Source organism: Undibacterium sp. Ji50W (genome assembly GCF_049340445.1).
In the GTDB taxonomy this organism is placed as follows: domain Bacteria; phylum Pseudomonadota; class Gammaproteobacteria; order Burkholderiales; family Burkholderiaceae_D; genus Undibacterium.
In genome coordinates, this window is record NZ_JBMPOX010000001.1 from 417,498 (window position 1) to 444,157 (window position 26,660).

Below are 26,660 nucleotides of genomic sequence, written 5' to 3' on the forward strand. Positions count from 1 at the left end.
CTTACAAATCTGCTTTATGAAATGATTGAAATGCAGTTTTTATAAAAACATCATGAGAACTCAACCTGATCGACCACCTTCAGCTTTTTCGCTGACTGATTCACTCGCACGTGGATTGGTCGCTCGCCTGGTGGCCGAATGGGACGAGCAAGACAAGCTTTATCTGGCCAGCAAAGACCGGACTGGGAAGCGGTGCCTGCCGCGTTTACCAGGCAAGCGTGCTCTGGCCTATCGCGTGCTGTGTGAACGCACAAAAGGACTGGTGCCACCTGGGCAACTGATACTGGACGCTTGCCACGGCAAGCAGACAGGTTTAGACAAAGCCGCAGGATACGCTGTCTTGCATTGGCGCGCGCTGGCACAGTCGCAACGCCTGGATTTGTTGATGACTTATGTGAGCCCAGGATGGCGCATACCGAGACGCTGGGGGCTTGTTGCAAATGAGTGCCCATGCACTCAGGCGTTTGTTCTTTCGCCTGAAAAATCTGGATCATCAGGTTGTTTTCACTGAGTTGAAGCCAGCGGTAAGTACAGTCAGCACCTGGTATCCTGTACTGATGGAGCTAGTGGGAGTCGCGACGGATGCACCCAGCATAGGTATCCCGACACCTCACGGTGTTTTATTTCTCAACCGTTGCGATCATACAGAGCTACATGCGCTAGCAGATCTCATTGCAGCGACTTGGATTAGTGATGAACGTATGACCGATCCAATATTAAAGCTATACGCAGTAACTACAGCAAGACAAGAGGGTGGTTTTATCTTGCAAGCTGGCTATGAAAATTTGTGTGTGACACCTCAACGTAACTTGTACCTCCTGATTGGCAAGCTACGCATGTTCAACAATCCGTATTATCAGGATATGTTGAGACACCTCCCCGGTTTGTGCAACCTGAATGAATTAGAAATCCCTAAACCCCAGGTAAGCAGCATTTCAAGTTAAAGTGTTATTGCCATGATAATGTCGTTCTTGCCATGGAAACATAATGCGACCAAACCTTCTCCTTAAAAATTGCCGTAAAAGCGACTTTCGATTATTGCAAAGCTTATAAAAATACTATAAAAGAAATTTGTATGTAATATAAATAACATTTAGCATAAGGCAATTTTCCTGGATGGCATTTTAAATAATACTTGCCTCTTTTGGTAGCAATTGTTACCATGCGGCGTTTGCAAATTTTCAATGACGTCTGCCGCGCTTGTTTCACCTCAGTTAAAGCTCAGACTCACATCGTTTACTCCAGGGGTCTGTTGTGCTTCCATTTTTGCGTACATTCATACGAAATGTATTTGTCTATTTTGCGGTGTTGATGTTCTTTGCAGCAGGTAGTGCTTCAGCACAAACCTCTATATCTATTACCAACGGCTTTAAATGGCTGAATCAGCAAGTACAGACTGATGGGCACCTGAAATCTGAAACGACCTCTATCGCGACACCCCTGCAGGCTGGTAGCGAGACAGCGCAGACTCTGCAATTATTGGCAAGCTCCCCCGGTACGCTGAACAGCCTCATCGTTTCCGATCAGGATGGCAGCACAGAATATCTGACACGCAAAATCATCGCGCAGGCTGCTGTTCAAGGTGATACATCTACTTTAGTAGCTGCATTGACCACCCGTATTAATGCAGATGGTGGTTTTGCCAGTGCACCAGGCTATTCAAGTTCTGTTTTGGATACTTCACTTGCCTTGCTGGCCTTGAAACGAGCCGGACGAACGGATGGTGTGGCAAATGCTATCGCCTACCTGCAAGCGGCCCAACAGATGGATGGATCGTTTCAATTGATGGGGCGAACGGATATCTATAGTAGTGTTTATGCCCTTGCGGCCTATAGAGCGCATGCAAGCTCATTTGCTTTGAACAGTTCCATCCAGTCCAGCGTCGATTTCCTCCTGAGTCAGCAGTCCTCTCCTGGCGCCTGGAATAATTCAGTCTTCCTCAGTGCACTTGCCTACGAAAATCTCCACGACTTTATTCCTGCTGCGCCCATGGCGAGCGCGCTACAAAACTATATTTTAAGCACGCAGATGCCCGATGGTAGCTGGGGCGGTGACCCGTATCAAACGGCTTTGGCTTTGCGTGCGCTGAGTGCCAGCCAGCAGAGTCCTACAAATCCAAGTCTGGGAATCATCAAAGGGCAGTTGCTTGAAAGTCAGACAGGTTTGCCGGTTGCTGGTGTTAAAGTTGCTTTGTCCGGTGCCGCAACTGCCGAGTTGACCACCAGTGCCGACGGTACGTTTGTGTTCAATAATCAGGCACCAGGTAATTACACTGTCAATTTCACACTGGCCAACTATAGCCCCTTGAGCACAAATACTGTTCTCAAAGCTGGTCAGACGCTGGACCTGGGTGTTCTGAAATTAATTAAAGCCGGAAACTCAACAACAGCAACAATATATGGTGTTGTGACAAATGCCTCAACTGGCTCACCGATTGCTGGTGCGACAATTTCAGGCGCATCTTTCTCCGTAAACACTGATGCAAAAGGCGCTTACCAGATAGCGAACGTTCCAGTTGGGGATATTGTAGTTACTGTCAGTTATGCAGGACTCCAGACGATGACCAGTACGCTGCATACGAGCGCTGGTGCAACCTTGACATTCTCGCCAGCGTTGTCTGCCCCTTCAAGCATCAAAGGTCAGGTTGTGGACAGCCAGTCTGGCGCTCCGTTAGTGGGCGTACATGTCGTATTGAGTGGTAATGCCAACGTAGATATCGTGACAGGCAGTGACGGTAGCTTTGTGTTCGGGCAGCAGTCTCAGGGTGGCTATACGGTGACGATTGCTCCTCTGAATTACGGCGCGTTGACCGCCACACTGACTCTGGCTGGTGGACAGACCATGGATTTGGGTGTACTGAAACTGACAAAGGCAGGTAATGCAGCTACTGGCAGTATTTCTGGCGTGGTTGTCAATGCCGCAAACGGTACGCCAATTGCGGGCGCGACTGTCTCAGGTCCTGGGTTTTCAACTGCAACAGATGCTAGTGGCGCATATCAAATCAGCAGTGTAACGCCAGGCGATATTCAACTGACAGTAAGCAAAACTGGATTTAAACCAGTCACCAATCCGGTTCGTATCAGTGCAGGTTCTAATTTTGTATTCTCTCCAAGTCTTTCCGTTGAGACACCAGTTGTAACAAGTTCTACCGTTAGTGGGCTGGCGCTGGATGCCGGAACAAATGCACCTTTGCCTGGCGTCGCTATTATTGCCACTGACAACGCTGGCGCGCACACCACAACCAGCGATGCCCAGGGTAAATTTACTTTCTCCAATCTGGTCAAAGATAAAAACGGCGGTGTGGGCCTGACATTCTCCATTGCACAGTATGTTGATTCAAGCAATTACGTGTTGATTGATGGCATCGCGCTCGTCGATATGGGACAGGTCAGGTTGCGCAAGGTCAAGGTAGTCAAATTGTTGCCTGACGTTGTAGTCACCAATGTCAGTCGCGTTACTGCGATTACCGATCCCCAGTCCTTAAAACTCACGGGTCAAGTCAGTGTTTCCCTGCAGAATCAGGGTGCTGTTGATATTCCTGCAGGTATGAAGTTGCTGGCATTCCAGGATACCAATAAGAACGGCAACTACGATGCAGGTATAGACCAGCAGTTAGGAAGTATTGTCTTTGCAGAGACTCTTGCCGTAAATGAAATCAAAACTGTCCAGTTTCAGGTACAAGGTACGATGCCGTTCAGGGATGCACCTATTTCAGTCTGGGCAGACAGTGATCAGGTATTGATAGAAACAAACAAGGCCAACAACGTAGGGTCCACTGCGAGTGCCGCAGCAATCAAACCTAACCCTGACTTGTTCCAGCCCAAGATCAAATGGGAATGGAAAGGCAGTCCCGTCATGCCTGAATATACGGAAGTGATGAACACTCCCATCGTCTTGCCGATACAAGACACAAACGGTGACGGAAAATACGACCAGCGTGATATCCCAGGCGTAGTGTTCAATAGCTTTAAGGGTGTCAGTTTTTACGATGGCGTTTTGCGTGCAGTCAGTGGTAAGGACGGTTCCGATCTGTGGACAGTTTCTGACCCTAACTTGCGCACGATGCCACATTCCACACTGGCCGGTGCTGACCTCGATGGCAATGGCAAAGTGTCCATCGTTGCCGTTCGAGAAAATGGCGGCTTGATGGCGATTGATAACACAGGCAAACTCAAATGGCTCAGTGCTGACCGTTCCATGGGCGCTGACTGGCTGTTCTGGGGGGGGGCATCTATTGCTGATCTTGATCACGACGGTAAACCTGAAATCGTGCTTGGTAACATGGTCTTCAACTCGGACGGTTCTACTCGTTGGAAGGGCAGTAGTAGTGACTATAAGGGTGTCAGCTATGGTGCCTACTCATTCAGTGCGCTGTCTATCGTGGCTGATATCAATGTTGACGGTAATCCTGTCGTATTGGCTGGTGCGCAAGCTTATCGCGGCAGTGATGGTGCTACCTTATGGAAAAACACCACGGTTGGCGACGGGCTTGATGCCGTCGGTAATTTTACTGGCGACAAGTACCCGCAAATTGCGGTTGTTGGCAATGGTAAATTGAGTTTGCTTGATCACAACGGTAACATCATCTGGGGACCAGTCAATATCCCTGGTGGCGGGCAGGGTGGTGCGCCTATTGTGGCCGATATTGATGGCGATGGTATTCCTGAAATAGGTGTTGCGTCTGCTACTCGTTATACCGTATTCCGGGCGGATGGTTCGATCTTGTGGAGTAACGGCGTGCAAGACCTGACTTCTGCTGCCACTTCGTCTTCAGCATTTGACTTTGCAGGTAATGGTCAGGCACAGGTTGTCTATGGCGATGAGATAGCGTTACGCGTATTTCGTGGTGCGGACGGCAAATCTTTGTTTGAAACTCCCAATTCCAGCGGTACCGCCTTTGAAGAACCCGTCATCGTTGACGTGGACGGTGACGGACATGCAGATATATTGATTGCTGCGAATCAATGGACATTCCCTAATGGTCCAGGCATCTTCCATGGTCTGCGCGCATTTAGTGATGTGAATAACTCCTGGGTTGCCGTCCGTAAGATCTGGAACCAGCACAGCTATCACATTACCAATATTAACGACGACGGCAGCGTCCCGCGTTTTGAAAAGAATAGCTGGGATGTTAGCAATACATATCGTCTTAATGCCAGGGTCGGTGCGCCGGCCACAGCAGTGCCCGATATCACTGCATCTTATATACGGGTGAATGATCAGGGTGCTACGAAACCATCTACTTTCACTGTTCGCATAGGCAATGCAGGCCTGTTACCTATATTGGCAGGCACCAAAGTGGCTTATTACAGCGGACAAGCTGGAGCAGGCGGTACCCTGCTGGGCACAGCAGTGACCACTGCTGACCTGAACGTCAATGAATATCAGGATGTCAGCCTCAGTTTCACAGGCGCAGTTGCCGACATCAAGACACTTGTGGTTGTTGCAGATGATGACGGCGCGGGCGCGCACTCCTTTGAGGATTTTGATCCGACCAATAACAGCGTTTCCTTGAATCTGGCCAATTTGCCTGGCAAATTCGGCATCACAGTAGTGTCCGATCAGCCCATCTACTCATCCAACAGCAATGTGCAGGTGAGCTCGGTGGTCAGCAATCTCGGCAGCCTAGACAATAATGCGCAGATACAATTCAGCATTCAAACGACAGATGGCATCAATGTCGCGAGTTTGCCTGCGCAGACCATTAAAGTTGTGGCTGGCGCACAGGCAAACGTCAATGCCGTCTGGAACACAGGTACAACCCTTTCAGGCAAGTACCAACTGGTGGCACAGATCCTTGATGCCAATGGTCAGCCGTATGTTCAGGCAGCGACGGCATTGAACATCGTTAGCCCCAGCACAGTGCTGAGTGCCAAAGTCACCGTTGATAAGATTAGCTACGCACCGTCAGATACAGTGCAACTGAGCGATACCATCAACAACCTTGCACAAAACCTGCCGGTTGATAATATCCAGGTTGTCACTACCGTGACTAACCCGGATGGCACAGTACGTTTCAGTAAAACAGAAACTCTGGCACAACTGTCGTCAGCGAATAGTAAAAATTACGCCTATAGCCTTGCGCTGGCGGGGGCACCTGCTGGTCAGTATGTTGTCAAGGTAGTTGCAACTGCTGGCACCACCACGGTGCAATACACGACTAGCTTTGTAGTGACATCCTCTGCCAGTAACGGCAATGGCCTCACTGGCACTGTGACAGTTACTCCGTCCAAGGTACAGGCGGGCAGCACATTAACGCTCAATTTCAGTGTTAACAATCAGGGTAACAGCGCTCTGACAAATCAGGCGCTCAGCGTTAGCATCATTGATCCGGTTGGTCAAAAAGTCATAGTGCAGTTCCCGTACACTACCAATCTCGACAAAGGCGGTATCTTCACTGGCAGCACTAGCTGGGTGGCTGGCGCCAGCAATGATACGACGTATGTCGCTACGCTGACGGCCAGTTTTGGTGCCAATACCATCACACTGGCCCAAACCAACATCAGCGTAACTGCTCCACAGTACAAACTCGGTGCCGTCATTGACAATGACAAAGCCAGTTATGCACCGACTGATACCGTCAAGCTGCACGACAAAATCAGCAACCTCTCGACAAGTCTTGCTGCGGGCAACCTGCAAGTACAGGTCACCGTCAAGAATCCTGACGGAAGTACCCGCTTCACCAAAACAGAGAGCCTGACTAGCCTTGCAGCCAATGCTGCACAAGACTATAACTACAGCATCAGTCTTAGTGCTGCGCCAGCTGGCCAATACACGACATCAGTTGTTGTCAGTGGCGCGGGCAATACTGTTCTGGCACAAGCGAGTGGTGGATTCCTGGTCGCTTCAACTGCCACTACCGGTAGTGGCCTCAAAGGTAGTATTAGCGCTTCTGCCAGCCAGGTTCCAGTTGGAAATACAGTCAGCTTCCCGTTCACTGTCAGCAATCAGGGTAATGCCGATTTGCCTAATCTTCCCCTGACTATTAGCATTGCTGACAGCACGCAAAAAGTGCTCACCAGCTTCCCGTATAACACTAATCTGGGCATGACAGCACAGTTTAGTGGTACAGCGGACTGGGTTACTGCTGGTACAGCAGGCAGTCAGTACACGGCCACTCTTAGCGCCAAAGTCGGCAGCAACACCCTGACTCTGGGGCAGGTCAGCGTCACCCTGACAGCACCTGTCGTCAGCCTCAGCGTCAAACAAGTCGCGGCCCCATGGCAAAACGTCCTTGTCTACAGCGCTTGCAAACGCGCTGCTGACGAACTGCTGGGCAAATGTGCGGCAAGCAAATTCCCGACAGAAAACGCGGCGACCCTGGCACAATGTGATGCCACCAGGGCAAGCGCACTAGACACTGTCCTGGCTAATCAGGGGATCAGCCACACTATCAGCACTGATGCAGTAACTTTCCTGACGCAACTGCGTAGCGGTAACTACAGCACCTACTGGGTCAGCAACGGTGCCAGTGCATTGCCAGAGCCTGCTGCGTCTGAATTGCTGGCCGCGATCAAACGTGGTCAGGGCTTCATGCTTGACAGTCTGGTGACAGCAACCAATACCCAGTTCGCGCAGTGTTCAGGCGTCACCAATAACGGTGCCTATGCCACAGCCCTGCAACAAATGAGCCTGGCTGGTGGCGTGTTCAGTGGTGCTGACCTGGCCGGGCCTGCTACCCAGACCAAACTGGCAACGGCAGGCGGCACGACAGAGGCAACACTGAAAGGCACAACCACCAGCCCAGGTATCGTCAGCGCCAATTATGGCAATGGCAAAACCCTGGCATTTGGTTTTGACTGGAATGACACCTTGAAAGCGCAAGCCAATGAAAGCCGCTGGCCTGCCATGATCAAGCAGAGCCTGGATTACCTGACCCCGGCAACCGTTGATCTGAACGCATTGCTGCCAGGCGACATCAGCACACTGACCAGCACCATCACCAATGCCGGTGCAGCCCAGCCTGTGCGCATAGTCCAAAGCTTTCCTGCCGGATCGGTGATCAAGTCCACTACGCCAGCCGCTACCTTTGGCAGCAATGGCAATGGCGACGTCACCGCCACTTGGAACCTGACAGCCGCTTCTGCCGCCGACACCGTGGTATCAGTGCGCTGGCAAGCACCAGTATCTGCTGGTACTTACAACGCCAACCTCGCCCTCAGCATGGTCAGCGGTGGCAATGCCACGCCTTACAAATCACAAGACCAGGCCATCAAGGTACAAAGCGCCAGCCAGATCAATGCGCAAACCATCACTTTGATACAGGGTTTGAGCCTGTCAACACCAGCACAGCTTGCACAACGCACCGCGATTATTGATTTGCTCAACCAGGTCAACACCGCCCTGAGCAGCAATACCACAGACAAAGCCCTGCGCCTGCTGGTCACCGTCCAGGCCAAGCTGAAAAATATAGAAACCGGCGTTGGCCCTGTCAACAAATCACTGGCCAGCCTGATGGCCGTGGTGGAGCGACAAAGTGCGCATTGACACCTTGATACAGAGCACGCCCAGCAGACAGGGTACGCCGACCAGACGTAATAAAGAGAATAGTAGACTCATCATGACCATGAACGTAAGCACACACTGCCGCAGCAAAGCCAATTCCCCGACCTGTCGGGTCTTGGGATTCGTCTTGAGAGCAGGGCGGAGCCTGGGGTTGGCCATGGGATTGTTATTGACAGCCACCACCGGCCAGGCCCAGCAAATAGACCTGGGCGTTGCCGGGCAATATGCCGCCTTCGTCTTTGGCAATGTCAGCAACATCACCAATGTCGATGGCCGCATGGCAGTCGGCGGCATCCTCAATACCGTCGGTGGCACCGTTGGTGGTAGCGTTAGCTATAACGACACCAACCCCGTCCTAGTCGTAGCGGGTAACCTCACCTCTTATGGCGGCAGCCTGGGCAATAGCCAAAGCAACGGCTATGCCGTATATGCAGGTACACTGGGCTCCAAGGCCGCGAACTATCTTGACTTCCGCAAGGTCGCCATCAGCCCCATCGACTTCGATGCCGAGCGCACCTACCTGAGTGTCCTGTCGCAGCAGATTCGCACCACACCAGCAACCGGCACCGTCAGCCAGACCTATGCAAGGGTCACCCTGACGGGCAGCAACAAAGATATAGAGATCTTCAACCTGACTGCTGACCATGTCATCAACACCCACGACTTCGACCTCGTCAACGTCAAGCCCAGCGCCTATATCATCTTGAATGTGGCCAGCGATAGCCAGCGCACCCTCAAGTTTGGTATCACCATGACGGAATTCATCAACCGCCACAGCAAGGTGCTGTTCAACATGTACGACACCGAGTTGATCAACTTCAACAATGCAGGTGTCTTCGGCAGCATCCTGGCTCCCTATGCCTGCATCAAGAATTCCGGCGGCAAGATCGAAGGCACCATCATTGCCGCCAGTTGGGACTCCGGCATGGCAGTCGGGTCGACGTTGTTTGTGCCGACGAATTAGACAGGACGGACGCAATACAGGCTACGGTACAGCGCACAGCACACAGCACTGCACCGTACCAGAGCGGCCAGCATAAACCAGTAACAACATATCGGCATGATGCCGTTAGTAACACCCCTTATTAAGAGTGAATCTATGTTCCGCAACAGCACCGTGCAACGCAGTATCTCCAGCCTGGTTCTCATCACCTTTAGCAGCCTGACGCTGTACCCTTGTGCTGTAGCAGCCCAAGTGCACGCTGCCGCAGACCTGGCGAACAACATCCGTCAGGCAAAGAGTGACATCGCGTTGAACGGGATATCGAGCAAATTCCCGGTGCTTGCAAGCAGTACCAATACAACGGCGGCCATAAAGACCAACAGTTCAGAAGAACGACTGAGCCAACTGCTCAAGCAAATCCAGGATGAAGTCAAAGCTGTTGCCCCAGCTTCTAACACTGCAATCAGCACCCCAGCCAAAACCGGCTTATTCGCCCTGGCCGCTGCAACCAGCAACAACACAGACTTGGTCAACCAGCACGTCAATGTTATCCGTTCTGCAAACAGCCAGATCAAAGCACTCTACAGTGATATTGACCAAAGTTTCAAAGACACAGAGCAACACCTCAAAGATGCCAAGCTATCGCCTGAAATATTGGCGCGTCATAGCAAGGCAGTCGCACTGTATCAAAGTCGCCAGGCCGAGTTCGATAAAATTATGGATAGGGTTGCCCAGGCCGATGACAAACGCCAGTCCAGTGATCGTCAGGCAGCATTGGCAGACCTGAGCAGCTTCATGGACAAGTATCCCAATGCGAAACCACATCAATATACTGACCCCAATAAACTGCCATTTGGCAGCCCCAGCAACAAAGTCAGAAAACCAAACGAAAGCAAGGCCCAATACCAGGCAAGCCTGTTTCCGCCCAAATACGACAAAGTCATGCTCGCTGGCAAAATACCAGATGGCCTGCAACTGGCGCAAGCGACACTGCCCGGTGTACCAACAGCCCAAGACACCGCAGAGACAGAAGACGTACAACTGACGCCAGCCGTCAAAGCCCAAGCCGCAGCCTTAAACAACAACCCCGTCCAGATTTACAACTGGGTTAGAAACAATATCAGCTTCATCCCCAGCTACGGCAGCATACAAGGAAGTGAGCTGACGCTGCAAAATAGGCGCGGCAATGCTTTTGATACTGCCAGCCTGCTCATCGCTTTATATAGAGCTGCAGGCACGCCAGCACGCTATGTATACGGGACAATTGACGTGCCCGCAGATAAGGTAATGAACTGGGTGGGTGGTGTCACCAAGGCAGAGGCAGCACAAAGCCTGTTGGGACAAGGCGGCATACCTAACACGGGACTTGCCAGCGGTGGCAAGATCAGTACCATCCGCATGGAGCATGTGTGGGTGGAAGCATTTGTGGATTACACGCCTAGCCGAGGGGCCATCAATAAAAATCCCAATACCTGGGTACCTATGGATGCTAGTTTTAAGCAGTATGAGTTTACTGCAGGTATGGACATTAAGAACAAAATCCCATTCAATAGCCAAGACTTGCTGACGCAGATACAACAAGGTGCGACCGTTAACGATGCTGGTGGTTACGTGCAAAACCTGAATCAGGGCAATCTGCAAACGCAGATGAACAACTACCAGACGCAAGTACAAAACTATGTCAGCAGCCAAAAAGCCAATGCCACGATTGGTGATGTACTTGGTACACAAAAGATCAAGACAGAAGCCTATAGTATCTTGATGGGCAGCTTGCCATATCAGATTGTCACAACAGGCAATTCATTCCAGACGCTGCCAGATAATTTGCGTTGGAAATTCAAGACCAATATCTATCCGGCGGATGGCATCAGCTCCAGCGATAATGCCATCATTGAACTGAATCAAAGCACTCCAAAACTGGCAGGCAAAAAAATCACTTTAAGCTTTATACCGGCGACACAAGCTGATCAGGATTTGATCAACAGCTATGTACCCAAAGCACATACGGACGGCACGCCGATTCAACCGAATGAACTCCCTTCTTCTTTGCCAGGCTATTTGCTGAATATGAAGGCTGAGTTTAGAGTCGATGGGCAGGTGATAGCTACGAGCAACAATAGTTTCACGATGGGTAGCTCGGTCAAGCAGGCAAATCAATATTTCAATCCAAGTACAGGTGCCTGGGTTGGTGGTGATGATAATGATATTACAGTTGGTGAATACGATGCTATTGGACTGGATTTACAGGGAATAAGTCCACAGCAGCTTAGTGATTTGCAAGACAGACTTGCCGCGACCAAGGCTAAATTTAGTCTGTTTCAACAAAACCCAGGCAATCCCGCATCCATTAGTGGCGTGAGTAAAGAAGACATTGCCGGAGATATTATTTACACTGGCATATTGAGTTATTTTGCGCAGGTTGACTTAAGTGACAATCTCGGTACCTCTATGTCGAACACTATTGTGAGCTATCGCCAGCCGAGCTATGGGCGGTTCTTGATGACGGCTCAAGCACGCTATTTTTTTGGGGTGGTCAGAGCAGTCAATTTTCCTGGTGTAACTATGGATGTAGACTATCTAAGTGGGAGTGTAGAAGATAAGGTCGCCGACAAAACATCACGTGTTAACTTCATGCGGCAATCTGGATTGGCAAGCTCAATAGCAGAACATTTGATCCCAGAAAGTTTATTCCAGAATATTAGTTTGGACATAAATGATTCTAGTCAACCACAAGGGGTGTCTGCTGTCAAAGCGTTGGCGATCGCAGCGAACGAAGGCCAAAAAATATATACGCTCAAGTCCAGCAATCAAGCCATACACAGTTCTGTGCTCCAAAGCCTGCAAATTGATATGGACGTCAAGTATGAGATTGCAAACGCGTTGGCGGCAGGTAAGGAGGTCACAGTCCACGAGCGAGATGTCACTGTAAATGGCTGGAAAGTTACTGGTTACATCGTGTTTGATCCAGACACTGGGGCTGGAGCCTATAAAATTTCAAGCGGAGAAAATGGAGGCTTCCTGTTGCTGGTTATTGCAATTGCGTTTATCGTCGTCGCGACATATGCTGCAGTTCTGCTTGCATCGGGGATTGGGGTTGTTATTGCGGTTGGTCTCGGTGTTTGGAATTATATTGGGCTACTGCAGGGGTTAAAAACTGTACTTAATCCAACCCAGTTTAATCAACTGCTTGCGACTAAAGCTCTTGGCGCGCTTGCAGCGATGCTATTTGGTGGATTGTCTTCAACGACTGCGGGATTTATTCCCGAGATAGCTGGCGTTACCTATATTAAACTTGCTTCATGGTTGGCAACGGCATTTAGTGTGTTCTTAGGTTGGATTGGCAAACCTTAGAAAACCTTTTGATTGAGTACCGCTTTTCCAAAACACTTCTTGGACTGAAGTGCGTTGTGTGGACGGCACATTCACTGACACAGGAGTAGTGTGCTGGGTAGGAAGCGACTTTGTCTCTACAGTCAGGCTAAATGAAGAAATGGCGTGGGTAAACATCAGAAGTAAAAGGCATGAAGATAAGTGTTATCGCCAAATCTAGACGACACTGTAGCCATCGTAAATGGATCACGTGTAGTCAACATCTTTGAGATGTCTGTAGCAATAAACCTCTGACTTTGTCTAAGGAAAATTAATTCAATGGTATGGTATTTTTAATTAATCTTTTATCTGGTCTTTCAATGATAGCCGGTGTCGTATTGCATCGACACGCTCAATTTCCACATGACGATTGGGCGCATGTTGCCAGTGACGTTTCATTGTCATTGATGCTGGCAGGTGTTCCTTTTTATCTTGCGAAGGCATTTGTAATTATTTGGGAAAATGACTTTGGTCGAAATTTCTTTTCAAAGATATCTGAACGAATTCTCATTTGCTTATTTCCAATATATGCTCTCAGTGGCGGAAGTATGAATGCGGGCGATATATTGAATCAGATTTTGTTATGTGTAGGGGCTGGGCTTTTCTTCTTCGACGTAGGAAACTTTTGGAGAAATTTATTTCTTGCCAAAGTGTGGGATGGCGAGATTGAACGATTTATTTCTGCATTTTATCTTCCAATTAATCCGAATTCTAAATTTGGAGTAGGTTTTTTATTCGTTGCTATATATGGCGGTTTTATATATTCAGGTTGGAAGATGATGTAATGGCTGAATTGCGGGAGTTTGCCTTGTCGCATACGGAGCGTCACAATTGTGATAGCTGATTTAACACTAGACGGGCCTGATTGTCGTATCACTTTTCAGAATAAAAAATTCAAGTCAGTTGTATGCGGAAATGGATACGAAAAAAATAAGCAATGAGTACGCTCTTTCCCGGGTCTGCGCGGCAGCAGAAGCTAGGGGCGGTAAATGCCTTTCGGCTGATTGTAAGACTACGCATGATCGTGTCATCTTGCAGTGTATGCAAGGTCACACCTGGGAAACTGTTGCACAAGTCATACTAAGAGGGGCGTGGTGCAGGCATTGCCATATTGATGCACAAAAAACTTCCTCGAAAGTGACACAGCGCAGTCAGCGCTACCTTGACAGAATCCGTGCAGTTGTAGAACCCAAGGGCGGCAAGTGCTTATCAACCGAATGCAAGACCAGTCGAGATAGGGTCATTTTGCAATGTGCTCATGGTCATCAGTGGGATGCGGCCTACAATAAGGTCTTGCAAGGTTACTGGTGTCGCCAGTGTCGCGATGATGCACGTCGAGGGTCGTTAGAGGAAGTCCAGATGATGGCGTCGCAGCACAGCGGCAAGTGCCTGTCAACGACGTACCGCAATCTCCAAACCAAGCTGACGTTTGAATGCAAAAACGGTCATGTGTGGGATGAGACGCCAAATAAGATCCAACAAGGTGGCTGGTGCCCTCAGTGCTACTGGGCTGTGAGCAAGACACCGCTTCAGAGATACAGGCATTGGCCGCAGCGCGAGGCGGTGTATGCCTGAGTACCGCCTATGGGGGAAAGACGACACCCCTACAATTCCGATGTGGACAAGGACACCTATTTGAACTCCGCCTCGGCAACCTGAAGAATCGAGGGCATTGGTGCAAACACTGTTCAAGGTATACGCTGGAGGACATGCAAAAGATTGCTTTAGACAGAGACGGTCGATGTCTGTCAACTACGTATGTCAACACCAAAACGCAGCTGCTGTGGGAGTGTGCAGACGGCCATCAGTGGCAAGCGACACCTGGACATGTTTATACAAAAAGACATGGTGCCCGGTTTGTCGCTGCGGCAAGCTACGAAAGTCGGTCAAGCGTAAGAAGCCGGGGAAGTTACTACTTTTCGGCAAAACGATAGTCTAAGCACTAAATGTACAGCCAAGCAGCGTAAGGAAGATGGCTCATGCTAATAGCTGCCGATTGAATTTGGACACAGGCGCACGGTCTATCTCCGCGTTGTACGTGGCTCAACGCAGAATGTCTGGCAAGCAAGATATTTTTGACGCGTTACGGGGTGGTGAGAACTTTAAAGAAGAGTATTTAGTCAACTACTCAAATTAATCGTTGACGCTTTAAAAACAAGCAAGAAGAACAATCGTAATGACTCAGAAAAAACAAGAAGAATTCGTTGCAGCGGCTGAATTCTGGATGGGGGTTGAGTGCTTAAGTCCAAACAGCGCTCCTCGATGCAAAAAGGAAGGGCCGACAGGCCCCATGACATGGGCGGTTACAACTGATTCAGAGATGCCATGGGTGGATTTGTCCAAGACGCTTCAGATTAAGGCCATGAAGGAGGCCAAAGCCAAGAATCGGGGCGATATGACGTCGCAGTACACTGCATATTGTGGTCTGATTCCCATGCCAGACGTGATTGAGACTATTCGCAATCATTTTGGACGTGAGGCAGACAAATATGCCGAACTCCGTACTGGAGAACCGGTTGCGACTTTTTCCCTAAATCTCAATGCGCAAGGCTATGTGGTTGGCGAACCGTTCATCAGTAGCTTACCTTGGGCAATTGGTCGTATTCTTTCTACGAAACCCAAGCAACGCCTGGACTTTGCTGGCTTCTTCGGCAAGGAAAATACAGAAGAGGCTATGCTAGCCGAGTTGCGACAAACCATGGAAAATCTACTATTGATTGAAGCAGAAAATCCAGAGGTGAATGATACGGAGAATACGTCACCAGACACCAGCAGCGAAAATGACTTTCAGCTACAACCGTTTAATGTGCGGGCGGTGGAATTCTTGTGCGAGCAAATCTACGCGCGATGTGGTTGGCGTCCAGAAAAGTTCTCCAACGCCATGCGGCTTCAGGTGCAAATAGTCTCTGTCAAGCAAGCAGAAAAAGAAATTGCATCGACTGATTTGCTAAACAGTTTTTATGTTGAAGACTTAGGTTGTATTCGCAATGAAATCAAGGCCAATAATTACGGTGTGGCGCTAAATGCCTTTCTGACCGCTCAGTTGGTTCCTCATCGCAACGACATTCGCGATAAAAGCAATTCTTCAGTACACCGTGGCGTGATGCCGGATATGATGCCATTGGGGTGCTGGCCGTCCGAGCACAGTCTGGTTCGTGCGCAGCAGTTTTCGGTCAATACGCTTATGAAGCGTTTGCACAATGCCGCAGGAATCTTTTCCGTCAATGGTCCACCTGGCACTGGGAAGACAACACTGCTACGGGATGTTGTTGCAGCCGTTGTGGTCGAACGCTCAAAGACGTTGAGCAGTTTTTCGACGCCTCTTGATGCTTTTCAGACTCAGATAATGGCAGAAGGCTGGAAATATGGGAAGCTTTGGACGCTCCATTCTAGCTTATGTCAAACAGGTATCGTTGTTGCGTCATCGAATAATGGTGCTGTCGAGAATATTACCAAGGAACTGCCTGCCATGGCAGCGTTGCCAGAGGGGGACCCATTACGCTATTTATCCGAATTATCTGATTCTATTGCCTCCCCGCCGAATGCTAAAGCGAGAGTGCAAGGCGTAACTTGGGGAATGATTGCGGCTGTGATGGGAAGTAAAGCCAACCGCACTGCTTTTTTTGATAGGCTCCGATGGTCGCCTAAAGCCAAGAGAGATGAAAATTCATTACCTCTTCTCTCGCTGTGGGATTTGATGGAGCAAAGCGACTGTTCGCTATTGTCTTGGGATGTTGCAGTCACGAATTTCAAGGATGCTTTAAATAAGGTAGAAAAAGCACAAGCACGGATGCAGGCGATTGCTGAGGCAGTGGCGCAAAAGTATATTGATACACAGGAAATCGCTCGTTTGCAGTCCCAGCGTATTACCCAGCAAGAGCAGGTCTCACTGGAGTCAGATCGATTCCGGCAAGCGCAACAGGTTTTCAAACAAGCTGAAGCCGATTTCACTAACGCCAATACCATCTTCACCACATGTACTGAATGGCAATGGATCAACACTCAATCGCAACAAAAGGCCAAAGAAATAGCAAGCGACAAGTACCAAGATATTGACAGCGAAGTTGAGCGGCAAGAGCTTCAACTAAAGCAAGCTGCAGATTCCAAGGATGTTGCTCAGCGTATTTTGACTGGGGTTGAGAATAGGAGGCCTGGTTTATTCGCAAGAATTTTCAGCTTTGGTAAAAAGACAGAAGCATGGCAGGAAGAAGGGCGCATCGCAGAAGGCGATTTAAAAAGAGCCTTAGTTAGGTTGGCAGAGGCGGAAAACCTATTGCAAAATACTCGAACTCAAATCAAATCCCGCGAAAAATTAATATCCGCGAAAGAGAAATTGGATAGCCAATTGGCGGACGCAACACAAAAATGCAAAGCACTTGGCATTCTCAATCCAGCTCTGGTGCCCGTAGATGAAAAAAGCCTTGCCGCGCTGAAAGAACAATGGAACGAGGCCAACAATCAACTGAAAAAATCTCAGACAGCCCTGCGACAAGCGCAGACCCAGCTCCGAAAAATTGAAGAACAACTCCGTGTGCATGAAGAAGGTAGATGCAGTGCACAGAAGATATTGGGTAATTATGGCGTGACAGATCAGCAGGAACAGAACTGGCTCAATATTGGATTATCAGAGGACGACATTCAGCGCAGTGCACCATGGTTTGATGAGGCATTTTTCTCCGCGCGAAAGCAGCTTTTTTCTCATGCGATGCAGCTACATGAATGCTTCATTGCTCATGGATGGAGCCGAATTAAGAACAACCTGGCCGTTCTTGAAGCTTTGAACAAGGGAGACCTCGCTCCGCAGAATATAAAAGGCGGTGTCAGTCAGTTGTGGGATTCGCTGTTTCTCGTCGTTCCAGTAATCTCAACCACATTCGCCTCCTTCCCACGCATGTTTGCAGGATGGGAGAAGGAAACTATTGGTTGGCTGTTGATCGATGAGGCCGGGCAAGCGACGCCTCAGGCGGCTGTCGGTGCCATTTGGCGGTCGAAGCGCGTCGTCGTGGTTGGTGATCCTCAGCAACTGGAGCCTGTGGTTTCGCTTCCTATTGAAATCATCGAACCGCTGATAGATCGTTGTCAGGCAGCTCACGTCTATAATCCAGCAGTCAACTCGGTTCAGGTTCTTGCGGATATGGCCAATGATGTCGGTACACACATTGGCAAAGGCGACGAAGCCAAGTGGGTAGGAAGTCCATTGCGCGTGCACCGGCGTTGCCTCAATCCCATGTTCTCTGTGGCAAACATGATTGCCTATGACGGTATGATGGTTTATGGAGCAAAGGATGATAAGCGTAACTCGTGGTTTGGCGATAGTTGCTGGATTGATGTTCCAGCTACAACCAGGAGCGGCAACTGCGTACCTGAGCAAATACGGATTGCTACACAGATGGTTGCGCAGTTCGAGAGGCATTATGGCCTGAAGAAAGAAGGTAAATTTAACATCAACGTTATTACTCCGTTCAAGGATGTCAATAAAGCGCTCTATGAAGGACTGAGTGGACGTATTCAGAACCGGGATGATTTGAAGGGCTTACACGGAACAGTGCATACGTTCCAAGGGAAGGAAGCAGATGTCGTCATCCTTGTGTTGGGAGGGAGTCCGGGTAGCATTTCTGGATTTGCTGCGGTAAAACCTAATTTGCTCAACGTGGCACTTACACGGGCAAAAAAACGCATCTATGTCATTGGCTCTGTGGCAGACTGGGGACGCGCACCGTATTTCTCAACTCTTTATCATCAGATTAAAATTGTCGATCAAATGCCAGAGGTTGTTTTTCTTGAGTGCACAGCGTAGGTGGATTTTTTTCACGGACTTGAGCTCGAAGACAACGCGACTAACAAAAATCCCGGCTCTTTGTCTCAAGTTCGTCCAGAAAATGCGACAAGTCCACCATGCGGATAGCAATGATGTACCTGACATTATTCTAGTCCTGCCAGAGCCCGTGCACCCCGATCACGGATGTGTCTAAATCTCTCGACGGTATTGTTCAACCAAAACGGCCCAGCAGATAGCCAATCTAATAATAGACTGCACCGCAATTGCTATGCCTGCCCATCATGGCAACAACGACACCAAGTCGAGTATGTCGTCCAAGGGGTTTGTTTTCCGTTTTCTAACCATCAAAATCTCTCTGCATTTATTTTGTGGCAGTCGCCCAGGCATCAGGGACAAGTTTTTTGCCGTCAATCCATCGTTCTACAACTGCATCTTTGAACCGTTGATCGTCATCGAAGTAGGGATGGTCGGTAATCAGCACTTGAAGCCCACCGTTCAATGCGTTGGTCACATCAAATATCAATCCGTACAGACCCTTAACAGCTAAGCGGTCTGCATCCACTTTCTCCTTCGGCGCTTTCGCATCCGAGTCCGGTGAGAAGTGGGCTTGGGATAACTGATCGAAGATCAGGAAGGATGGAACAGGCCGCTTGCGTCGGGCGAACCAGTCATGCAACGCTAGATGAGCGACGATGTGATACCCAACATGGTTTTCCCCACTTCCCATCTGAGACATTGGCACAGGCCTTTCAAGCGTGTCCGCAACAATGGTCAGATTCTTGGTGTCCAAGCGTAGTGGGCTATCTGAGTATTCCAGCTTAACCTTTCCGGCAAATGCTGACACGTTTCTATTTACGTTAGACAGACAAGACTCAAGACGCTCCTGCATCGCTTCATTGCTGAGTAACATCTCCAAGTCTGTTTCTCGAATTTTCAACGCTTGAAGTCGTTCATCCTGCACTGAGACGTTGATCGCCGCAGGAATGTTTTCCAGATATAGGCTAATTCGGCCCAAAATCAATGCCCTGCGGGTATCCGCATCTGAGGCTAGTTGGAGACGCTCATTCGACTTTTTAACAGCAGAGAGTAGTTCTCGGTTATGCCCAAGCTGCTGGCGAATAGACGCTAATTCTGTTTCAACTTCTGCAATAGCGAAATCAATTTTAGGCGTTGTTGCATCTACTGCGCCACGACCCTGTCCAAGATGCGCTGCCGATTGCTTAATTTGTGCGATAGACGGTGCAACTGATTCTGAGGGCAGCTCTTGCAAGCAAAGTGGGCATGAATGATCAGAACAGTTGGGATCAAAAACAGAAACTGCATTCAATCGGGCAATGTGTTCGTCAGCTTCAATTGCATAACTCTTGGTTGTGCCCTCAAAGGCACGAGCACGCTCTAAAGTACCGAGCAAATTGCTTTGTTGTTTTAGCAGTTGATTTCGGATGCCAGTTAGGCGATTGAATTCCGTTGCATCATTGCCCTCTGCAAGGGACAAGGAAAGCGGGGTCGATTGAATGGCAGTCAAGGCTGCAACTTTTTCGGCCCATGAAATCAAATCAGATACGGAGGAAAGACCAACAGCCTTCGCTTCAGACAGGAGCGTGTCAGCGCGAGTAGTGCCTTCACCTCGAATGTTCGCCGCTTCCTTATTCCGCCGCTCAATTTGACGAATTTCTGCTTTTACAGCCTTCAGTTCACTTTGTTGGGATAGATATTCGTCGGATACCGCACCAAGGAAGTAGGGCAATGTATCTTTTATTGACTGTGCCTTATCTCGATCATTTGCTCCATGAAAAAGCCACTTCTGTTGAGCAATTTCATTCTGAGACTGAAGACAAAGAGCGACAGCATGACGAATTGAGGCAACCAGATGATCTCTGGTTTGACCGTCCGGTGGAGTGTGCCGATAAGAAGATATGCCTGTCCACGAAGCTAATTGCGACCGTAATCCCTCAACGTTGGTGGTTTGCCGTAGCATATCTCCATTGGGAATCGTAATGTCGGCGCCTACTAACGTGTACACGGCTTCAGAACTCTTGGCTTCTCCCAATGGTACTTGGCGAGCGATAAATGCTTGTCCACTTGATGTTTGAAGTAGCAGGCCAAACCACGCCACATTACGGCGCACTTTTCCCTCTGGTACATCACAAAGGCTTGCACCAAAGCAGTAGTCAATGATCTTCAGTACAGCGGATTTTCCAGCCTTGGATTCGCCTGAAATGATGTTTACAGCACCAAGTTTTAACGGGAGACTGCGCGTTTCTCCGTGATGGCTGTAAGCCACAATCTCTTTAATCTGAATCATGCGGAAACTCCCAACATTGCCATAACAGTTTGCGGATCACCATTTCGGTACAACCATCGACCGATAAATAGCGCCTTTTTTGCACACTCACGAACCTCATCCGAAGAGGTTTTTAAATACTTATTGATTTGCCGCGTCTTCGATGTAGTTCCAATAACTGAAACCGAATCAAACGTGAGCAACGCATGATTTGCACCAAAGATTAATGATTCCCTGACGTATGGACGAAGGACGCCGACACCCTTGGCGACAGCCGAACGAAGCAACGGATTCTGATTTACCCAAGTCGCCAGCGAACTTGTGATTGTAGATGGGAGTGAGTTCCTGGTTTTGCCGCGTAGCGCCAAACTCAGCCCAACAAACGTCAGAACCATTGGTATATTTTTTGGTTCACCATTCGACGTAGCTTCCTGTTGATAGCCTTTCGCAAGATGCCAGACAAGAATGGAACCAAAGGCTGGATTCAGCAAATTGCGCTCTTCCAGAGTTCTCTCACTCCAAAGAGTCATGCTGTCCCAGCGACAGGGCCGCTCTCCACAGCAAGAATTTCAGAAAGACGATCCTCAAAATTTGGGTGCCATCCGATTTTCAATTCGTCAGCGAGCATGTGAAGTGACCCTCTGCACACCCAGTGAGTAGCAACATTTGGCCGGATGGGAAGCACGACATCTTCTGCCCACTTGAGAACTTCTCGACCGGCCTTTGCCATTGCTTCATCGGCAGGTGAATCGCCAAGCTCATCGCAAATTTGGTCACGCTTGAGCAACCACTCCGTTTTCAGTGTACATTCGTACTTGGATATGTCAGTGTCAAATAAAAGCTCGTCGCGTGTCCATTGACTACGTTGTGCAAAAGCACGCTGATAGGAATTGATGGCATTCAGAATTCTATTCTTGCCCGCCCCAACCAACTCGACTTGACGATAGAAGTTTCGACTAGAAAATTCTGGTAACTGATCCAGCGCAACCATGAGCTTTTCAATCGCATCGTCGATAGGCAGTGCATCTGGTTTGAGTGAATCTTGAATATCAGATATCTGGGCTTCCAACTCAGTACGGGAAATGCCACATCCGTCGTTCACCAGTTCGTGAACAACTCGCTTGAACCACCATCCTTCTAATAGTTCGAGGGCTGTCTTCTGGTGGTGAAGCGTCATCCAATGAAGCTCCTGTTCAATCTTTGTCAGTATTTCGGACGCATTCCCTTCGTCGGGAACAACCACTACCCGGTTAAGTAGCTTTTCTTGATCCGACTGGCTCAACGCAAGGAACGCTGCAAAAACGTCCTTCAACGCATCATTGCTCGAATTGGCGGCTGCTTGCCTTAATCGATTACCTGCAATTTTTATGTCGCGTTCCGGTGCATGAGCACACAAAGCTTGTGCAGCCGTGCCATCAGTAATTGAGGCGGTCGTGATCAGGAAAAGAGAAGTATCAATCGGAACCTCCCCGCTGGCATTTCCGACTAACCACACTCGTAGCGTTTTCCAGAGGTCAGCACTCGTGTCAGTAAGGTTTGCCTTTTTAACTATCGAATGCTTGGTTTGAAGTACCGATATGGGTATCCCATTCGCCTCAAGTGTCACATCGTCAAGTGTTTCCAAGCTGACGGAAAATTCACCAACCTTTGCTTGTTGCAGCGCCCACAACAGAGCGACGCGTACTTGATATAAATACCCCAGCATCGAGGCCGAAGCGTTGTAGGTGTGTACGGATTGATCGGTCATCTTGATCTGTTACCTCACAGCATTCGTTTGGAATAGCGCCTTCTGTAATACTGAAGGCAACAATGTATCAATAGCTGGTTGTGTTTCGGCTCGCAACCGTCGGGCAATTTCAAGTGCAGACAGCGTTGAAACTATTATTTCTTGTCGTGCGTGCCATGGCATTTGCTATTGTTAATTAATTGGCAATGCGATCTGGTTCACGGTAGCGATATAACTGTGTTGCAGCTACTAGTGCTGCTATCGGCTTGCCATGTCGCGTGATGATGATTTCTTTATTCACCAAGGAGTGGAGCATGCGAGTGCGCACCTCAGAGAAGGGCATGAGTTCGCCGGATGAGAATTTCATGGTCTTGGTGACATCCAAAGAAGAGCAAAATTTAGCTCGAATTTTAAGTCGAAATTAGTTTAAAAGCAATAAATTGGCAAAACTGCTGTTGATTTGCACTGAAAATTGACCCACTTTGCTGGATAATTTGCATCTAAAATTGACCCACGTTTAGCACACAATCCTACTTATCTTGATGAGTAGGGAGTAGGAGTGATTGACGTGGCATTACTAGGTATTATTTGACGCTGGCACATTCGTGACTAGATTCCAATACGGGAGATCGCCAGACGACTGGGCATCTCTCGAAGCACTGTCCGGTGCTATTTGTGCTGCAATCATAGACCCCGGTAAGCGAATAAATAACGGTCATGCGAATGGTGCTTGGGAAAATATGGCCTTGGCCTGCACTAGAATGAGGCAGCGCTCCTTCGCGCGCGTGACTGCGTTGTACAGGAGTCTACGCTTTTGATCGTCACTACCTCCAATGGCTGCAGGCCACAGCACAATCACGTTATCAAACTCGCGATTTTTTGCACCGTGAACAGTCATCCCCCTCCAGCCACCTCCATCGCCTTTACTGTCCCGCTGTCGTTGAGAGAATCCGTGCTCAATAGCTTGTTCAATTTCTTCTTTGGAAAAAACGGTCTTGCCCCGGGCTCGACGTTGCATATCCAACCAATTTGAAATATCTCGTGTCGCACGGGAATCACCGGCTAATGTTAAAAGATCGATGACGGAGGAAGCGTCGTTTTCATCCTCAAGCGCGATATTTTTAAGGAAACTTGCTGCAGTCTTTACTTCAGATTTCTCCCACAGGATCGAGTAGGGTCCAGATCCCCTTTTTGTCTTGTTCTGAGCTGCCCATGCCATCACTGCCGGAGCAAAAGTGCCGACTGCAGGGGTGATCACGGCGACGCTTTTACCCCCACCGTACCATTGCAAGTTCCCATTCAGCCAAGCGCCAGCGAGCGGTGCTTTCGAAGTTAGTTGAACTATGAAATTCTTCTGCGATTTTGGCGCTTCTCCTCTGCGAATGGCGGTCGCAGCATCAAGGAGTTCAGTGATGTTTGTACGTCGCGGTTGAGTGAGTTCTTTCACTTGGCAAACTTGGTTGAGCCATGTACAAGCGGGATTCGGGCGCAATTCCTCTTTGAGGCATTGAAACTCGTCTGCAGCAGCAAAGATCTCAAGCGAGCCCGCCAGTCCCTCGACTATCCGAAGACGGTTTGAAGTCATGTCCTGTGCCTCATCTACCAAGAGGATCGGAAATGTGGCCGCCACCCAACTACGTACCTGCGTGAGCTGCAGGAGAGCTCCCGCTGCATCGCATACTCTTTCGTATTGACTGGGTTGAATGTCCGTAAATCCGAGCGCGGCGGCAAGAGTTACCCACCTTCGCACCAAGTGCCATGCAAAGCTATCGATGGTTGAGCAATCTGTCCGTCCCTTAAGGGCTTTCAGTTGCCCCAGACGCTCTTCCAAGCGTCTTCGGGAGCCATGCATAAACGTCAATGCCAAAACCTTTTGTTCATTCTTGAGAGGATTCTTGACCAAGTGGTCGCTCAGTGACCGCATCAGCTCATACGTTTTGCCGCAGCCAGCACCACCCATAAATGCACGAACCGTCATGGTTGAAACACCCATACACCATTGTCATCAAGCCTAAAGCGCGGTGTCTCCGCAGATCCAGCACAAGCGCACGCAAGGCCGCTTAGTAGATCTGCAGCGCGCTCCCTGCATGCCGACGTAGTGGCAATTGCATCAGCTATAAGCTCGTAAGCTATGATGTCCACCTTATTTTTCTTGAGGTAAGCAACGACGTCTGCTACAGAGGTGGGTGGTACCTGGGACAAGTCGGTGAGCTTGGCCATGACGGCAGTTTCGTCTGCAATCAGAATCCAACCGACGGCATCCTCGATCATGTCCCCATCGCTCCAGCGAATGATCGCTGCTGGTGGGGTTAGAGTCGCCTTGAGTCGCGCTACGTAGCGCAATCCTTCTTCATCTCCATCAACCAAGCAGGACACGTGTCCATGCAGTCGCGCCATCAGCTGATGCGTTTCAATTACCTTAGCGTCTTCCGTTGGAACCACCCCGACCTCAATTCCAAAAGGCCGACTCATGGAGTCAACCCACCCAGATGTCAATGCTAAGGGGCGTAAGATGCACCTAAACAAATGGAAATCCGCTTTGCCTTCCGGGATGAGTAGAGACGGTTGCATCAGCGCGCCGAGTACATCAACCCGACTGTGCTGGAAGAATCTGCGCTGCCAGTTCTGTGCTGATGCTGGAAGAGGCGCTTCAAGAAATGGTTCTGCGGATAGGATCCCGTCGCGCTTCTTTAGGATCAGCACGGAAGTGGCGTCCGCCATGCTCGCGACAAGTGGGGAATGAGTGGTGACGAAAGTCTGAGTGGAGAGCGCCTGCACACGCTGTATCAGACGCTGCTGAGCTGCTGGGGGAAGATGAAGCTCTGGTTCTTCCAAAGCCATCAAAAATTCACCACCTCCCGCTGCACGCGCTCGCCCTAATTCGAGAAGCAGCAGCAACCCTTGCATCGATACCAAACCACTACCTTGCCTCGCGGCTGGGATGTTGAGCCCGTCTGTTGTTGAGAAATGGGCCGACACGGCATCCATGACTGAGCGGCTGTCTGTGCCAGTTAATCGAAGGCGGACTTGTGGTGCATTTGGGAAGGAGAGGGCAAGCTCCTTGTTGAGGTTTTGAATCAATGGTTCGATACCGGGATCTGTGTCGATAGGTTGAACGGGATTCCTAAGGCGATCCCGTTCAGCCAGTAACGCAGCGGCGGGCTGGGCAGCAGCCGCAAGAACTGTACGTTTAAACAATTCGTTGCCCCAAGAAAATACTTTGTCCCACGTGCGGCTTGCTCTCACGAGATAAAAACTGATCTCTTGAATGAGTTTTCCAGGCACCGCAATAGGTGTGTCCTCCGCGAAAGGATCGAGAGGAGCATCGTGGTCATGGAAATATCTGAACGTCTCAACAGAAAGTGATTCTTGATCAAATCTGGCTTGAAAGGCAAGCTGACAACATAGCTTCCACGCCGGATAATTTCGAAGCGGATGTACTTCGCTGGTTGCCTCGTCCAACCATTTGACAACAGCACGCCCCTCTCGGAACCACTGACTGCTTTGTTCGGGGTCGTCATCCCTAAAATCGGTTATGGTGGCAATGATCTTGATGCGATCCGTTGCCTGAGGGCACGACCCGTAAAAATCATGTTCGGTCAACTCCTGAACCAGTCGGTCTCGCCCTAAGAGTAAGGCAAGTGCTTCGATCAGCGTCGTTTTGCCTGTATTGTTGTCGCCAACCAGAACTGGATGCCTTCCAAAGCGCACAAATCCAGTCCGGACTCCACGAAAGTTCTCAATCTTAAGCGTAGCGACTTTCATTTGTTGACCTCAATGGTTATGTGGTCCCAATTCCGTCTTGGATTCGGTAACGCAACCTCAACTATTTGGTATTAATAGCCCATCAGTATTTCTAATATAGTGTTGTCGATATCATCCTAGCTTTATTTTGTATCATTTTGCAAACTTATTAAGTTGACTGTTGCTTCTGCTGTTCTAACCTGCTTATTCTATCCGCTACCTCATTGGATATTGTCCAGATCGTGCGACAGCAAGAATCTTGGCTAAACTCCCAGCGTCATTAGTCCTCCCCCTTGATAGGCTGCATTAT

Annotated in this window: 14 protein-coding genes; 8 read left to right on the forward strand and 6 right to left on the reverse strand. The window is 49.4% G+C overall.

All coding sequences use genetic code 11. The features are described 5' to 3' along the window. Nucleotides 1-52: 52 nt before the first annotated feature. The 7 genes from ACO0K9_RS02080 (at nt 53) to ACO0K9_RS02110 (ending at nt 18,614) form a co-directional block, all read left to right on the forward strand. Nucleotides 53-511 carry a hypothetical protein gene (locus ACO0K9_RS02080; protein ID WP_422981262.1) on the forward strand — a complete coding sequence of 153 codons (459 nt, stop codon included), beginning with the start codon at nt 53-55 and terminating at the stop codon, nt 509-511. Further along, entirely contained in the window at nt 441-944 is a 504-nt protein-coding gene (locus tag ACO0K9_RS02085; protein WP_422981264.1) for a hypothetical protein, read from the forward strand. Before ACO0K9_RS02080 ends, ACO0K9_RS02085 begins: the two co-directional genes overlap by 71 nt. Nucleotides 945-1,311: 367 nt before the next feature. Next, on the forward strand, nt 1,312-8,487 hold the full coding sequence (locus ACO0K9_RS02090; RefSeq protein WP_422981266.1) for a carboxypeptidase regulatory-like domain-containing protein: 7,176 nt from the start codon (nt 1,312-1,314) through the stop codon (nt 8,485-8,487). A 73-nt stretch (nt 8,488-8,560) separates the two neighbouring features. Next, nucleotides 8,561-9,469: a choice-of-anchor A family protein gene (locus ACO0K9_RS02095; protein WP_422981268.1), complete on the forward strand. Its 909-nt coding sequence runs from the start codon at nt 8,561-8,563 to the stop codon at nt 9,467-9,469. A gap of 135 nt (nt 9,470-9,604) precedes the next feature. Then, nucleotides 9,605-12,799 carry a transglutaminase domain-containing protein gene (locus ACO0K9_RS02100; RefSeq protein ID WP_422981270.1) on the forward strand — a complete coding sequence of 1,065 codons (3,195 nt, stop codon included), beginning with the start codon at nt 9,605-9,607 and terminating at the stop codon, nt 12,797-12,799. A gap of 302 nt (nt 12,800-13,101) precedes the next feature. Beyond that, entirely contained in the window at nt 13,102-13,602 is a 501-nt protein-coding gene (locus ACO0K9_RS02105) for a hypothetical protein (protein WP_422981272.1), read from the forward strand. 1,391 nt (nt 13,603-14,993) lie between these two features. Beyond that, a complete protein-coding gene (locus ACO0K9_RS02110; RefSeq protein ID WP_422981274.1) occupies nt 14,994-18,614 on the forward strand; it encodes a DEAD/DEAH box helicase in 3,621 nt (1,206 codons plus the stop codon). A 343-nt stretch (nt 18,615-18,957) separates the two neighbouring features. On the opposite strand, the gene ACO0K9_RS02115 is transcribed toward ACO0K9_RS02110, so the two are convergent. From ACO0K9_RS02115 to ACO0K9_RS02130, 4 genes are all read right to left on the reverse strand, one after another. After that, nucleotides 18,958-20,901: a DUF3732 domain-containing protein gene (locus ACO0K9_RS02115; protein WP_422981276.1), complete on the reverse strand. Its 1,944-nt coding sequence runs from the start codon at nt 20,899-20,901 to the stop codon at nt 18,958-18,960. Next, nucleotides 20,898-21,410 carry a three component ABC system middle component gene (locus ACO0K9_RS02120; protein WP_422981278.1) on the reverse strand — a complete coding sequence of 171 codons (513 nt, stop codon included), beginning with the start codon at nt 21,408-21,410 and terminating at the stop codon, nt 20,898-20,900. The genes ACO0K9_RS02115 and ACO0K9_RS02120 overlap by 4 nt, the downstream gene beginning before the upstream one ends. Continuing rightward, complete coding sequence (locus ACO0K9_RS02125; protein ID WP_422981280.1) at nt 21,407-22,627, reverse strand: ABC-three component system protein; 1,221 nt, start codon at nt 22,625-22,627, stop codon at nt 21,407-21,409. The genes ACO0K9_RS02120 and ACO0K9_RS02125 overlap by 4 nt, the downstream gene beginning before the upstream one ends. Nucleotides 22,628-22,802: 175 nt before the next feature. Further along, entirely contained in the window at nt 22,803-22,922 is a 120-nt protein-coding gene (locus ACO0K9_RS02130; RefSeq protein WP_422981282.1) for a type II toxin-antitoxin system Phd/YefM family antitoxin, read from the reverse strand. A gap of 297 nt (nt 22,923-23,219) precedes the next feature. On the opposite strand from ACO0K9_RS02130, the gene ACO0K9_RS02135 reads away from it, so the two are divergent. Continuing rightward, entirely contained in the window at nt 23,220-23,306 is an 87-nt protein-coding gene (locus ACO0K9_RS02135; protein ID WP_422982498.1) for a helix-turn-helix domain-containing protein, read from the forward strand. Nucleotides 23,307-23,321: 15 nt separating this feature from the next. Here ACO0K9_RS02135 and ACO0K9_RS02140 read toward each other — a convergent pair whose 3' ends face one another. Together ACO0K9_RS02140 and ACO0K9_RS02145 are read right to left on the reverse strand one after the other, a co-directional pair. Then, the gene (locus tag ACO0K9_RS02140; protein ID WP_422981284.1) at nt 23,322-24,599 is read right to left on the reverse strand and encodes an ATP-binding domain-containing protein; all 1,278 of its coding nucleotides are present in this window, start codon (nt 24,597-24,599) and stop codon (nt 23,322-23,324) included. Beyond that, nucleotides 24,581-26,371: an ATP-dependent nuclease gene (locus tag ACO0K9_RS02145; protein ID WP_422981286.1), complete on the reverse strand. Its 1,791-nt coding sequence runs from the start codon at nt 26,369-26,371 to the stop codon at nt 24,581-24,583. Before ACO0K9_RS02145 ends, ACO0K9_RS02140 begins: the two co-directional genes overlap by 19 nt. Nucleotides 26,372-26,660 lie beyond the last annotated feature (289 nt).